Origin of the sequence: Pseudonocardia sp. (assembly GCF_029263155.1) — a bacterium.
GTDB lineage: Bacteria > Actinomycetota > Actinomycetes > Mycobacteriales > Pseudonocardiaceae > Pseudonocardia.
The window spans coordinates 64,610-78,096 of sequence record NZ_JAJCYB010000056.1 but is presented as its reverse complement, the minus strand read 5'-3'; the positions used below and the strand labels follow the sequence as shown (position 1 = coordinate 78,096).

Genomic DNA, 13,487 nt, shown 5'->3' with positions numbered 1-13,487 from the left:
AGCGTGTGCGGGTGCCGTCCGTCGTTGTGGGGAGGGTGACGCCGGTTGCACGAAGACGGCTCCGCACACGCAGCGTCGGTAGGGCACCCACCCCTGCGACGTGATGTGCGACGACACGACCCGGTGCCTGGTCGGCCGGCCACCCGCAGTGCCTCTACGCACTCACGGGCGCGTCAGCGCAGGGACTCGTAGATCTCCACCGTCCGTGCCGCGGCGGTCTCCCAGGCGAACTCGCGCACGGCCCGCTCGCGGCCGGCCGCCCCCATCGTGGCCGCCCGACCCGGGTCGGCCAGCAGGGCGTTGACGGCGTCGGCGATCCCCGTGCGGAACGCCTCCTCGGCGTGCTCGGCGAACGGCACGAGCGTGCCCGTGACGCCGTCGTCGACGACCTCCGGGATGCCGCCGACGTCCGAGGCCACCACGGCGGTGCCGCAGGCCATCGCCTCCAGGTTGACGATGCCGAGCGGCTCGTACACCGACGGGCAGACGAACACGGTGGCGGCGGTCAGGAGCTGGCGGATCTCGTGGGTCGGCAGCATCCCGCGCACCCACACCACCCCGTCGCGGGCGGCGGCGAGCGCGCCCACCGCCTTCTCGGTCTCCTCGGCGATCTCGGGGGTGTCCGGGGCGCCCGCGCACAGCACGATCTGCGCGGCCGGGTCGATCCGGTGTGCCGCCGCGACCAGGTGCCCGAGGCCCTTCTGCCGGGTGATGCGCCCGACGAACACCACCATCGGGCGGTCCGGGTCGACCCCGGCGCGCAGCACGGCGTCGCGGGCGGGATCGGGGAAGTAGAAATCGGTGTCGATGCCGTTGTGCACCACGTGCACCCGGCTCGGGTCCAGCGCCGGGTAGCACTCCAGCACGTCGGTGCGCATGCCCGCGCTCACCGCGACGACCGCGTCGGCGTACTCGTAGGACGTGCGCTCCACCCACGACGAGAGCCGGTAGCCGCCGCCGAGCTGCTCGGCCTTCCACGGACGGCGCGGCTCCAGGGAGTGCGCGGTGACGACGTGCGGCACGCCGTGCAGGATCTTCGCCAGGTGCCCGGCCATGTTGGCGTACCAGGTGTGCGAGTGCGCGAGGTCGACGCCCTCCAGCGCGGCCACCATCGACAGGTCCACGCCCAGTGTCTGCAGCGCCGGGTTCGCCCCGGCCAGTGCTCCGGGTGGCCGGTGCGCGCGGGTTTGGGCGAGGCCCTCCCGGGGTTCCCCGAAGCAATGGACGTCGACGTCGATCAGTGCGCGCAGCGCGGGCACGAGATGCTCGACGTGCACCCCTGCCCCGCCGTAGACGTCAGGTGGGTACTCGCGGGTGAGCAGGCCGATGCGCACCCGGTGCACGCTAGTCGCCCGGGTGGCCGTCGCGGACGTCACCGTCCCGTCGACTTCTGCACCCCGGACGGCTGTGGCCGGGCACGGTCCGGGACCACTAGGGTCGGAATCGTGAGCTTGCCGCTGCGGGGACGGGCAGTGCGGGGATCGGCGCTGTGCGGGTCGGCGCCGTGCGGGTCGGCGCCGTGGGGACGGCCGCTGTGACCGGCGCCCGGCTCTCGGCCGCGGCGCCGCGCGGCCTGTCGGCCAACGTGCTGGGCATCGTGCTGGCGGGCGGCGAGGGCAAGCGGCTGTGGCCGCTCACCGCCGACCGCGCGAAGCCCGCCGTGCCGTTCGGGGGCAACTACCGGCTGATCGACTTCGTGCTGTCCAACCTGGTCAACGCGGGGATGCACCGCATCTGCGTGCTCACCCAGTACAAGTCGCACAGCCTCGACCGGCACATCTCCACCACGTGGCGACTGTCCAGCGTCCTGGGGCAGTACATCACCACGGTCCCTGCCCAGCAGCGCCTCGGCCGCCGCTGGTACACCGGCAGCGCGGACGCGATCTTCCAGAGCCTCAACCTCGTCTACGACGAGCGCCCCGACTACATCGCCGTGTTCGGCGCCGACCACGTGTACCGCATGGACCCGAGCCAGATGATCACCCAGCACATCGAGAGCGGTGCGGGCGTCACGGTGGCGGGCATCCGGGTGCCGCGGGCGGAGGCCAAGGCGTTCGGGGTGATCGACGCCGACGAGTCGGGCCGCATCGTCGACTTCCTGGAGAAGCCGAGCGACCCGCCGTCGGTCCCCGACGATCCCGACGTCACGTTCGCCTCGATGGGCAACTACATCTTCACCACCGAGGTGCTGCTCGACGCGCTGCGCGCCGACGCCGAGGACGGCGACTCCGACCACGACATGGGCGGCGACATCATCCCGCGCCTCGTGCAGGAGGGGCAGGCCGCGGTCTACGACTTCGCGGAGAACGTGGTGCCCGGCGCCACCGACCGCGACTCGGGGTACTGGCGCGACGTCGGTACCATCGACGCCTACTACGAGGCGCACAACGACCTGTGGTCGGTGCACCCGATCTTCAACCTGTACAACGACCGGTGGCCCATCCGCACGGCCACCGCCCCGCTGCCGCCGGCGAAGTTCGTGGAGGGCGGCATCGCGCAGGACTCGATCGTCGGTTCCGGCACGATCATCTCCGGGGCGATCGTGCGCCGCTCGGTGATCAGCCCGAACGTGCTGGTCCACGCGGGCGCGGAGGTGTCGGACTCGGTGATCCTGCCCGGCGTGCGCATCGGTCGCGGTGCGGTCGTGCGGGGCGCGATCCTGGACAAGAACGTGAACATCCCCGACGGCGCGCTCGTGGGTGTGGACCTGGCCACCGACCGGGCCCGCTACACGGTCAGCCCGGGCGGGGTCGTGGTCCTCGGCAAGGGCATGACCGCGCTGTAGAGCTCGTCGAGGTCCAGCGGTCGGGAACGTGAGGCCGCGTCTCGGTCCGCACGCCGGGGACCCACTCGTCGACGAGCGGGCTGGTTCCACCTCGACCTGGACGAGGGTTCCGGACCGGGCCCGAGCCGCCTGCCGCGTAGACCTCGCGCTGGAGAGGCGCGGTCGCGCCGCTTGTCCCGACAGCTCGAGCAGGGCTGGGCCCTTGCCACTCTCCGGCGCGTGATTTAGGTTGCCCTCACACAACTCAGCGTCGCCTAACCTAATGACGGCGACGGACCGTGAGGAGCTTTCACCGTGGCCCGTCGGCACCGACCCCGCACGAAGGCGCGAACGTCCCGTCGGGTCGCACTTCCCCTCACCTGCGCCGCCACGCTCCTGACGAGCGCCTGCGGCGGATCGGCCGCGTCGGCACCGACCGACGGCCCCGACGCCGCCGAGCGCCTGACCATCGCGATCCCGGCGGAGGTCGGCGGTCCGCTGAACCCGTTCGTCACCTTCCAGGAACAGCTCAGCGAACTGGTCTACGACAAGCTGCTCTCACCCTCGCCGTACGTCGGGGACCCGCAGCCGTGGCTGGCCGAGGCGGTGACCCAGGTCGACCCGAGCACCTGGGAGGTGACGCTGCGCGACGACGTCACCTGGCACGACGGCGAAGCGCTGACCGCCGAGGACGTCGTGTTCACCTTCCAGTACGCGCAGGACGCGCCGACCGGCCGGTTCACTCATCACATCAACGAGATCCCCGACGTCAGCTCGGTCGAGCAGCTCGACGAGCGGACCGTCCGCTTCGGCTGCGCGTTCCCGTGCCCGGAGCTGGGCCCGGTGACCCTGGCCGACCTGCCGATCCTGCCCGAGCACATCTGGTCCCAGGTGCCCGCGGACGAGGTGAAGGAGTACGACGACCTGGCGGTGGGCACCGGCCCGTACCGCCTCGTCGACTTCAGCCCGACGGCCGGGTACCGGTTCGAGGCGAACGAGGGCTACTTCGCCGGGGCTCCGGTCGTCGGTGAGCTGGTGATGCCGATCATCGAGGACCCGTCGGCGACCTTCACCGCGCTGCGTTCGGGGGAGGTCGACGCGGCCTACCGTCCGGTCTCGCCCGAGCTGATCGAGCAGTTCTCCGCCGACCCCGCGGTCGGGATGATCCAGACCGCGCCGCTGCGGTTCCCCGAGCTCAGGCTCAACTACCAGCGGGCACCCTTCGACGAGCCCCGGTTCCGGCAGGTCCTGAGTCTGGCCGTGGACCGCCAGGAGATGCTCGACGTCGTCTTCCTGGGGCAGGGCCGGGTCGCCGACCGGGGCTACCCGCACCCGGACTCGCCGTGGACGGATCCGACCCTGTCCACCCCGTCGGACCCCGCGCGGGCGGCGGCGCTGCTCGACGAGCTCGGGTTCACCGACACCGACGGCGACGGGGTCCGGGAAGGCCCGGACGGGCCGCTGAGCTTCACGATGATCGCCCCGGGCGCCGACCCGGTGCAGGTCCGGGCCGGTGAGCTCGCCGCCGAGCAGCTCGGGGAGGTCGGCATCGAGGCGAGTCTGCAGGCGATGGACGCCGGGTCCTATGCGGACCTGTCGACATCGCGCGAGTACGACCTGCAGATCAGCAGCATCACCGCGCACGGCACCGCCGACCCGACGCAGTTCATCATGTCGCACCGCTCGGGCTACCTGTGGGATGCGCCCGACCTTCCCTACCCCGAGTGGGACCAGCTCTACGAGCGTTGGGCGGCCACCACGACCATCTCCGACCGCCGCGACGTCGCGTTCGAGATGCAGCAGATGTTCAACCGGCAGCCGACCTCGATCCCGCTGTACTACCCCGACGAGTACTGGGCGTTCCGGCCCGACGCGTTCGCGGGCTGGGCGGAGTCGCCCGGGTTCGGGATCGTGCACAAGTGGTCGCTGCTGCCGCGCGAGGTCGCACGCGACGCGCAGGCCATCGTCGAGAACGGCTGAGGCCGCGCCATGACGTGCTATCTGCGGCTCCACGAGGTCGCGGTCGCGATCACGGCTGATCCGGCGACCGCCACGGACTGGGACGCGGTGATCCGGGGCTGGCAGGGCGCCGACGGCGTCGACGGCCGGGACGCCGCCCTGGACGCGATGCCGGTGTCCCTGATCGAGATGGACGACCTGCCCACCGCCGACCTCGACGACTACGCCGGGCTGGTGCTGTCCGGGCGTTCCGACCAGCAGCTGCTCGGCGCGATGGCCGGCCGCATCATGGGGTTGCTCGACCGGGGCGGGGTGGTGGTGTTCAGCGGTCAGCTGACCCACCGGTGGCTGCCGTCCGCCACCCCGTTCGAGCGCTGCGCCCCGGGTCCCGCCGTCGGGCCGCCGGAGCTGACCGACCACCCGGTCTTCGCCGGCATCGAGCCAGCCGACCTCGGGGCGTCGTTCCTCTACCGCGACGGGTACCACCGGCCGCCCGAGGGCGCCGAGGTGATCGCGCGGCGGGCCGACGGCGTCCCCGGCGCCTACGTCGCGCGGGTCGGGCCGGGCGCCGTGCTGCTGCACGGGGGAGCCAACCTGCTGGCCAACGGCACGAGCACGGGCAGCGCCACCCGGATCGTGCCGCAGCTCGTCGAGTGGATCGCCGGAGGCCCCCGGTGACCCGCCTGGTCGCACTGAGCAGCGGCTCCGCCGCCGAGACGACGACGTTCGGCGACCCTCGCTACCTCGGGTACCTGGGCGAGGTCGTCTACAGCGGTGCCGATCCCGACCTGACCGGGGCGGACGCGGTGTGGGTGCCCGAGGGCACCCCGCGCCGTCGCCTGCGTGCGGCCGCCCCGCAGCTCGACGCGGTACTGCGGCGGGGCGGCATGGTGCTGCTGTTCGGTGACCACCAGTCCGGCTGGCCGGGATCGGCATCCTGGACCTTCCGGCCGGCCGGCGGCGCGGGCCGGACCCGCACCGCCGGAGCGTGGACCGGTACGGAGGTCGGCAGCGCCGTGCAGCAGCTGCACCACCACGGCGTCCTCGACCCGCCGGACGGCGCCGAGGTGCTGCTCCGCACGTCCGACGGTGCGCCGGTCGCCTACCTCGACCGCATACCGTCCGGCGGCGTCACCCTGGTCAGTACGGTCGATCCGCTCGCGCACTTCGGGCACACCGGATCACCGGAGTGCGCCCGCTTCCTCGATGCGCTCCTGCCGTGGGTGCAGGACGTTCTCGCCCAGTGCGGTGGCCGGTGACGCGGGGTGTGCTCTCCCGGGTGGGTCAGTACGTGCTCGTGCTCTGGGCGGCAGCGACACTGAACTTCGTCCTGCCGCACCTGGCTCCCGGCGACCCGGTGCAGTACCTCTACGGCGGCGAGGCGTTGGGCCTGGCCCCCGAACTCGTCGAGCAGGTCCGGGCCGGTTACGGCCTGGACCGCCCGCTGATCGAGCAGTACGGGTCGTTCTGGGCCGGCCTGCTGCGCGGCGATCTGGGGACCTCGGTGCAGTTCAACCGGCCGGTCGTCGACGTCCTGCTCGACGTGCTGCCGTGGACCGTGGCCCTCGCGGCCGTCTCGACCCTGCTCGCGTTCGTGATCGGGACCCTGCTGGGTGCCTGGGCGGCGTGGCGGCGCGGCAGCCGCCGCGACGCCGGGTCGGTCGTCGGGGTGCTGCTGCTGGACGCGATGCCGGCGTTCTGGATCGGCATGATCCTGATCGCGGTGTTCTCGGTGCAGCTCGGCCTGTTCCCGTCCTACGGCGCGGCACCGATCGACAGCGAGGGCACGGCCTGGTTCGGCGCCGTCGTCGCCCGGATGGTGCTGCCGGTCGCGACGCTGGTGCTCGCCACCCTCGGTGGCTTCTTCCTGCTGGCCCGGGCGGCGATGGTCGGCGTGCTCGACGAACCGTTCGTGCGCCTGGCCCGGGCGAAGGGGGTGTCCGAGCGGGGGGTCGCGCTGGGCCACGCGCTGCGCACCGCGCTGCTGCCCGTCTACACCAACCTGACCCTCGCGGTCGGCACGCTGCTGTCCGGGGCGGTTGTCGTCGAGACGGTGTTCGCCTACCCCGGGGTCGGCCGGTTGATCTTCGGGGCGGTCACCGCGCGGGACTACCCGTTGCTGCAGGGCGGGTTCCTGATCGTCACGCTCGGGATCGTGGCGGCGAACCTGTTCGCCGATCTGACCTACCCGCTGCTCGACCCCCGGGTGAGGGTCTCCCGTCGGCCGGTGGTGCCGGCATGAACACATCCCCCACGTCCGGATCGCACCGCGCCCGCGGGTTCGCCACGGTCGGGGCAGGCACGCTCGGGATGCTCGTCCTGGTCGGTCTGACGGCGCCATGGCTGTCCCCCTACGACCCCACCGAGCGGGTGGGACGGCCGTTCTCCACGCCGTCGGCCGCACACCTGCTGGGTACCAACGACGTCGGCCACGACCTGCTCTCCGAGTTGATCCACGGCGCCCGGATCTCGCTGCTCGTCGGTCTCGTCGCCGCACTGGCCGCGACGGTGATCGGGGTCTCGGTCGGGCTCACCGCGGGCTACCTGCGGGGCTGGGTGGACACCGCGCTGATGCGGTTCGTCGACGTCGTGCTGGCCCTGCCGGTACTGCCGCTGACCATCGTGATCGGGGTGTTCGCCGGGCCGGGCCTGCTCACCCAGATCGTCGTCATCGCGGCGGTGATCTGGGCCGGGGTCGCCCGGGAGCTGCGCGCGCAGGTCCTCTCGCTGCGCGAACGCGATCACATCCAGGCGCTGCGGACGATGGGCGCCGGGACCGGGTACGTGCTGTTGCGCCATGTCCTGCCCGCCGTGGCGCCCCTGGTGGTGCCGCAGTTCGTCCTGGCCACCAAGACCGCGATCCTGCTGGAGGCCTCGCTCGCGTTCCTCGGGCTCGGCGACATCACGGCCAAGAGCTGGGGCACGATGCTCTCGCTGGCGCACGCCCGCAGCGCCTTCCTCACCGATGCCTGGCTGTGGTGGGTGGTGCCGCCCGGGCTGGCGATCGCCGCCACGGTGCTGGCGTTCGCGTTGCTCGGTTACGCCTTCGAGGAGTGGGCCCGCCCGTCGCTGCGGGACAGCGGGGCCCCTCGACCCGGCGTGTCGTCCCCGGTGACGACATCCCCGGCGGATCCGGTCGACGAGCCGCCGCCGCTGGTCATCACGGATCTGACTGTGGCCTACCGGTCGGCCCGGGGCCCGGTCACCACGGTGCGCGGGGTGAACCTGACCGTCGCCGCCGGGGAACTGGTCGGGCTGGTGGGCGAGTCCGGAAGCGGCAAGTCGACGATCGCGGCCGCGACGCTCGACCTGCTCCCCGCCGCGGCGACGGTCACCGGCGGCACCGTGCGGGTGGCCGGGCACGACCTCGCGACCCTGACTCCCGAGCAGCGCCGGGCCCTGCGCGGTGACCGGATCGCGCTGATCCCGCAGGAGGCGATGAGCGCGCTCAACCCGGTGCGGTCGATCGCGGCCCAGCTCGCCGAGGCCGTCCGCGCCCACCGGCCGCTCGGCCGGTCCGCGGCACGTCGACGGGCCGAGGAGCTGCTGCACCTGGTCGGTCTCGACGCGGGCGTCGCCGACGACCACCCGCACCAGCTCTCCGGCGGGATGCGCCAGCGGGTCGTCATCGCGATGGCCCTGGCCTGCGAGCCGGCGGTGGTGATCGCCGACGAGCCCACCAGCGGGCTCGACGTGCTCGTCCAGGCCGAGGTGCTCGACCTGCTCGACGACCTGCGCCACCGCCTCGGCCTGGCGCTGCTGGTCGTCTCGCACGACCTGCCGGTCGTCGAGCGGATCGCCGACCGGATCGCGGTCCTGCACGAGGGGCGGCTCGTGGAGATCGGGGACGCCCGGGACGTCGCCTGCTCCCCGCGACACCCTCACACCCGCCGGCTGGTCGCCGCCGCCCCGCGACTGCGGCCGCCGGTGGCCGCCCCGTGAGCCGGGCGACGAGCACCGTCGATCCCGCTCCGGCTGACACGGTGCTGCAGATCGAGCAGCTCACGGTGAGCTTCGGTCACCGGGGCGGCGACCGGGTCCGGGCGGTGACCGGGGTGGACCTGACCGTGGCGGAGGCGGAGACGGTGGGGCTCGTCGGCGGGTCCGGCGCCGGGAAGTCGACGGTCGCGCGCGCCGTCGCCGGACTGGTCCGGCCCGACCGCGGCGCGATCCGGCTCTGCGGGAGCGACCTGGTGGGTCTTCGCCGCGGCGCGGCGCGGCGCCTCCGTCGCACGCTGCACCTGGTCTTCCAGGATCCCTACGCGTCGCTGCCGCCGACCCTGCGGGTGGCCGAGGTCGTCGCCGAGCCGCTGGTCATCCACCAGATCGGGGACCGCGCGGAACGCGACGGCCGGGTCGACGAGGTGCTGGCCGCGGTGCACCTGTCCGCCCACCACCGCACCCGCCACGTCCACCAGCTCTCCGGTGGCGAGCGACAGCGGGTCGCGCTGGCCCGGGCACTGGTCACCCGGCCACGCCTGATCCTGGCCGACGAACCCACCGCGATGCTCGACGCCTCGCTGCGCCGCGAGCTCGTCGACCTGATCGGCGAGCTGGTTCGAGGATCGGGGGTCGCCGTCCTGCACGTCACCCACGACCTGGCGCTCGCCCAGCACGGCTGCGACCGGCTGGTCGTCATGCGGGCCGGGCGGGTGGTCGAATCCGGCCGTACCGGCGACGTGCTCGGCGCGCCCGCCCACCCCTATACCGCCGCGCTGGTCGCGGCGGCGTCCGGTGCCTCCCGTCGAAAGGACCCCCATGGCTGACGTCGCGATCCTCGACATGGACATCCGCTCCGCCGAACGCGGGGCGCCCGGCGACCGGATCGACCTCTACGACCTGACCCGCGCCGACCTGGGCCGCTACCGGGTGCTGGTGGTGCCCGGGATGGCCGACCAGGAACACCTGGCCCGGCACCGCGACGTGATCCACCGCTACCTCGACGGTGGCGGGGTACTGCTGTTCTGCGGGCAGATCCACCGCGACTGGCTGCCCGGCGCGTCCCGGTTCGTGGCCTTGGACCCGCCGTCGCTGCGTTCCTACCGGGTCGCCGAGCTCGCCCCGCACCCGATCTTCGACGGCGTCGAACCCGACGATCTGACCTTTCGCCGCGGGGTCGCCGGGTTCTTCGCCCGCGGCCACCACCCGCCCCCGCCGGGCGCCGAGGTGCTGGCGCGCCTGGCGGGCGGGGAACCTGCGACCTACCTGGACCGCGTCTCGACCCGGGGCACGATCGTCGTGCACGCCAACGGCGACCTGCTCGGGTACGGCGGGCAGACCGACAGCACCGCCGCCCGGCTGCCCGGCCAGTTCCTGGACTGGGCGCGGGGCGAATCCGGCCGGCGACCCGCGGACCGGGCCGATACCGGGGCTCCCGCCGATCACGGCGAACCGGGGCCCGGGCCGGACACCGGTACGGGGTCCGGCCTGGCCGCGGTCTACGGCGGGTCCGCGCCGCACCACCGCGCCCTGACCATGCCCAAGTACGCCCGGCACCTCACCGGGGGGCTCCTCTACCTGCCCGGACTCGCCGACACGGACCTGACCGGATACGACGGGGTGGTCCTGCCCGAGCGGATGCACCGCGGGCTGCTCACGGCCGCCGCCCCCCGGCTGCGGGAGCTGCTGGAGGCGGGCGGCGCCGTCGTCGCGTTCGCCGGGGGCGAGCCGCTACCCGACTTCCTGCCCGGGGTGCGGTTCGACCCCCGCCCGACGAACTACTGGTGGTGGCTCGAACCCGGCGCCGACCTCGGCCTGACGTCCCCGTCGCCCGACCATGCCCTGTTCGACCACCTGTCGCTGCGCGACTGCACCTGGCACTACCACGGCGCACTCACCCCACCGGACGGGGCCGACACCCTCGTCGCGCTGCCCACCGGGGAGGCGTTGCTCTACGTCGACCGGGTCAGCACCCCGGGCACCCTGGTGGTGGCGACCCTCGATCCGCTGAGCCACTACGGCGGCCACTTCATGCCGGCGACCGAACGGTTCCTGGACGGCTTCCTGCCGTGGCTGGGCGGCGCGGTCGTGCGGAGCACGCGGTGACGCGCGGCCCGATCGTCGTCCGGGATCAGGGCACCGTCGTGCGGTTCGGCGTGCAGGACCTCATGCGGTACCACGGCCCGCTCTTCCCCGGCGGCGTCGCGCACGGGTTCACGGCGATGGAACGGGCACTGCCGCTGCTGGTCGCCGACGGCATCCCGGAACGCCGTGAGATCCGCGTCGTCACCGCGTTCCCGGGGCCGGGTGCGCGCGACGGTATCGAGCTGGTGACCCGCGCGGTGACCGAGGACCGCTATGTCCTCGACCCGGCCCTGGCCCGGCCGGAACGAGGCACCACGCTGGAGCGCTACGTGTTCCGGTTCGCCCTCGGGGAGCGCGCCGTGACGGTGTCGATCCGGGAGGGCTTCGTCACCGACGAGTTCATCGCGCTGAGCCGGGTGCGCGGGCGCACCGCCACCGAGGAGGCACACCTGGCGGTGCTCAAGCAGGAGATGGCCGACCGGCTGCTCGCCGTGCCCGCCGACGAGGTCTACGACGTCGACGGGTGATCCGTGCGCGGGATCCGCGGCCGGGGCCGCGGGCCCCGCGCACGAGACCGGTCAGACCGAGGTGGCGGCGTGCTGGTCGATCAGCCGGCCCAGGCGCGGCAGCGCCTGCTCGACGTTCTTCTGGCCCTGCGGGCGCAGCTTGCCGTAGACCTTCTTGATCGTGTCGGAGGTGCTGCGGTCGGCGCGCGCGTCGCTGACGCCCAGCAGCGCGTCGGCGGCCTCGGCCGGGCGGGCCGAGAGGTAGGCACCGAAGTCCGGGTGGGAGCCATCCGCGCGGTAGTCGGCGTAGAACGGCTCCAGTGCGGTGGCGAACTCGGGGAGCATCTTGTCCACGGCACTGGTCACGATGCCCGGCTTGACCTTCTTGACCGTGGCGTACCCGGTCTTGATCACGGCGCCGGAGACACCGCCGGAGTCCGAGACCTCCTGGTCGACCAGCGTCTGGAGGTCCGTCACGACGCCTCCGCGCCGCGTCGGGTCCAGCAGGATGGCAGTGAGGGTCTGCGTCACGAGGGTGTGGTCCTTTCGGGTTCCGCGGCCGGTTCACCCGTCCGCGCACGAGAAGGTAATGCAAGATCGTCGGGGGCCGTGCGGGGGGAGGCGGGGGCGATCAGGTCGTGGTGACGGCGGCCAGCAGCCCGTCGCCGAGCGGCAGGAGCACCGAGACCAGCCGGTCGTCCTCCCGCATCTGCCGCGCCACCTCGCGCAGCGCGACGCTGCCGGGGTCGGTGGCGTCGGGGTCGGTGGCGCCCGCGGTGAGCACCCCCGCGAGTGCCACGATGCCGCCCGGGCGCAGCAACCGCACCGCCTCGTCGAGGTAGCGCGGGTAGTCGGTGTCGAGCGCGTCGACGAAGACCAGGTCGTACCCGCCGTCGGTGAGCCGGGGCAGGACCTCCAGGCCCATGCCGTTGATCAGTCGCAGCCGCCCGGGGGCGTACCCGGCCGCGACGAAGGAGGCCCGTGCCGCCCGCTGGGCCTCCGGGTCGACGTCGATCGAGGTCAGTACGCCGTCGTCGGCCATCCCGCCGAGCAGCCACAGCCCGCTGACCCCGGCCCCGGTGCCGACCTCGACGACCGCCCTGGCCCCGATGCTCGCAGCCAGGAAGCGGATCCCGGCGCCTCCGCCCGGGCCGATCGGGGCGCACCCGAGCGTGCCGCCGCGGGTGCGGGCGTCGCGCAGCACGTCGTCCTCGGCCAGGTAGCCCTCGACGTAGTCGCGAACGGCCCACGGGGGGTGGCCGTCGTCCGTGCGGACGGTCATGATGGGAGGTTACTGGGTCGACCGTCCCCGGCCCGCATTCACAGTGACCCAGCGATTCACAGGATCCTCTCAGTCGGTTCTCACCCGTCGCTCACCGCGGTCGGGCACCGTGGTAGCCGGATCGGTCGGGGTCGTCGACCGGTGCACCGCACGACCGGGAACTTCCGGCCGCGCAGGACGTTGGCACGAACAGCACGACCCGCGCCGGGAGGTAGAGAAAAAGATCATGAGCGACGGCCTGGCCACCGCGGCCGACGTCCCCGTGGCGTCCGTCCCCGTGGCGTCGAGCCGGACGGTCCTGCCCGGTGAGGGCGCGCAGTGGACCCCGCCCACCTGGGACGAGGTCGTCCGGGAGCACGCCGATCGGGTCTACCGCCTCGCCTACCGCCTGACCGGCAACCCGCACGACGCCGAGGACCTCACGCAGGAGACGTTCGTCCGGGTGTTCCGCAACCTGGCGTCGTTCCGGCCCGGCACGTTCGAGGGCTGGCTGCACCGGATCACCACCAACCTGTTCCTGGACATGGTCCGGCGCCGCGCGCGGATCCGCATGGAGGCCCTCCCGGAGGACTCCGAGCGCATCCCCGGCCGGGGACCCGAGCCCGAGCAGGTGTTCTCCGACACCCACCTCGACCCGGCGCTGCAGTCCGCCCTCGACGAGCTGGCCCCCGAGTTCCGGGCCGCGGTCGTGCTCTGTGACGTGGAGGGCCTGTCCTACGAGGAGATCGGCGCCACGCTCGGGGTGAAGCTCGGTACCGTGCGGAGCAGGATCCACCGGGGCCGCGCCGCGCTGCGCGCGGCGATCGAGCGCGACCGTGCCGGAGCGGAGGAGGTCGGGGACCAGTGACCGAGCTTGCGAGGTCACCATCGGGCGCAGCACCGTCGGGCACGGCCGTGACGAGCGACAGCGAGGAGGGGGGGTGACCGAGCTTGCGAGGTCACCATCGGGCGC

13 protein-coding genes are annotated in these 13,487 nt (G+C 73.2%); 10 read left to right on the top strand and 3 right to left on the bottom strand.

Going from position 1 to position 13,487, the window contains the following annotated elements:
* Positions 1 to 173: 173 nt before the first annotated feature.
* Entirely contained in the window at positions 174 to 1,334 is a 1,161-nt protein-coding gene (gene glgA, locus Q1K26_RS11180; protein ID WP_300010157.1) for a glycogen synthase, read from the bottom strand.
* 239 nt (positions 1,335 to 1,573) lie between these two features.
* On the opposite strand from glgA, the gene glgC reads away from it, so the two are divergent.
* The 9 genes from glgC (at position 1,574) to Q1K26_RS11135 (ending at position 11,274) form a co-directional block, all read left to right on the top strand.
* Positions 1,574 to 2,785, top strand: coding sequence for a glucose-1-phosphate adenylyltransferase (gene glgC / locus Q1K26_RS11175; protein ID WP_300010327.1), 1,212 nt, complete (start codon positions 1,574 to 1,576; stop codon positions 2,783 to 2,785).
* A 294-nt stretch (positions 2,786 to 3,079) separates the two neighbouring features.
* Positions 3,080 to 4,744, top strand: a complete 1,665-nt coding sequence (locus tag Q1K26_RS11170) for an ABC transporter substrate-binding protein (RefSeq protein ID WP_300010154.1) — start codon at positions 3,080 to 3,082, stop codon at positions 4,742 to 4,744.
* A 9-nt stretch (positions 4,745 to 4,753) separates the two neighbouring features.
* Complete coding sequence (locus Q1K26_RS11165; RefSeq protein WP_300010151.1) at positions 4,754 to 5,401, top strand: hypothetical protein; 648 nt, start codon at positions 4,754 to 4,756, stop codon at positions 5,399 to 5,401.
* Positions 5,398 to 5,982, top strand: coding sequence for a hypothetical protein (locus Q1K26_RS11160; protein ID WP_300010148.1), 585 nt, complete (start codon positions 5,398 to 5,400; stop codon positions 5,980 to 5,982). The genes Q1K26_RS11165 and Q1K26_RS11160 overlap by 4 nt, the downstream gene beginning before the upstream one ends.
* Complete coding sequence (locus Q1K26_RS11155) at positions 5,979 to 6,965, top strand: ABC transporter permease (RefSeq protein ID WP_300010145.1); 987 nt, start codon at positions 5,979 to 5,981, stop codon at positions 6,963 to 6,965. The genes Q1K26_RS11160 and Q1K26_RS11155 overlap by 4 nt, the downstream gene beginning before the upstream one ends.
* Complete coding sequence (locus tag Q1K26_RS11150) at positions 6,962 to 8,665, top strand: dipeptide/oligopeptide/nickel ABC transporter permease/ATP-binding protein (RefSeq protein WP_300010142.1); 1,704 nt, start codon at positions 6,962 to 6,964, stop codon at positions 8,663 to 8,665. Before Q1K26_RS11155 ends, Q1K26_RS11150 begins: the two co-directional genes overlap by 4 nt.
* Positions 8,662 to 9,489 carry an ABC transporter ATP-binding protein gene (locus Q1K26_RS11145; protein WP_300010139.1) on the top strand — a complete coding sequence of 276 codons (828 nt, stop codon included), beginning with the start codon at positions 8,662 to 8,664 and terminating at the stop codon, positions 9,487 to 9,489. Before Q1K26_RS11150 ends, Q1K26_RS11145 begins: the two co-directional genes overlap by 4 nt.
* Positions 9,482 to 10,768 (top strand): hypothetical protein, encoded by a 1,287-nt coding sequence (locus tag Q1K26_RS11140; RefSeq protein ID WP_300010136.1) that lies wholly within the window; start codon positions 9,482 to 9,484, stop codon positions 10,766 to 10,768. Before Q1K26_RS11145 ends, Q1K26_RS11140 begins: the two co-directional genes overlap by 8 nt.
* The gene (locus Q1K26_RS11135; protein ID WP_300010131.1) at positions 10,765 to 11,274 is read left to right on the top strand and encodes a hypothetical protein; all 510 of its coding nucleotides are present in this window, start codon (positions 10,765 to 10,767) and stop codon (positions 11,272 to 11,274) included. The genes Q1K26_RS11140 and Q1K26_RS11135 overlap by 4 nt, the downstream gene beginning before the upstream one ends.
* Positions 11,275 to 11,325: 51 nt before the next feature.
* On the opposite strand, the gene Q1K26_RS11130 is transcribed toward Q1K26_RS11135, so the two are convergent.
* Together Q1K26_RS11130 and Q1K26_RS11125 are read right to left on the bottom strand one after the other, a co-directional pair.
* On the bottom strand, positions 11,326 to 11,784 hold the full coding sequence (locus Q1K26_RS11130) for a hypothetical protein (protein WP_300010128.1): 459 nt from the start codon (positions 11,782 to 11,784) through the stop codon (positions 11,326 to 11,328).
* Between the two features lie 100 nt (positions 11,785 to 11,884).
* Complete coding sequence (locus Q1K26_RS11125; protein ID WP_300010124.1) at positions 11,885 to 12,535, bottom strand: O-methyltransferase; 651 nt, start codon at positions 12,533 to 12,535, stop codon at positions 11,885 to 11,887.
* A 226-nt stretch (positions 12,536 to 12,761) separates the two neighbouring features.
* Here Q1K26_RS11125 and sigE point away from each other — a divergent pair, with 226 nt between their 5' ends.
* Positions 12,762 to 13,382 (top strand): RNA polymerase sigma factor SigE, encoded by a 621-nt coding sequence (gene sigE, locus Q1K26_RS11120; RefSeq protein WP_300010121.1) that lies wholly within the window; start codon positions 12,762 to 12,764, stop codon positions 13,380 to 13,382.
* Positions 13,383 to 13,487: the final 105 nt, after the last annotated feature.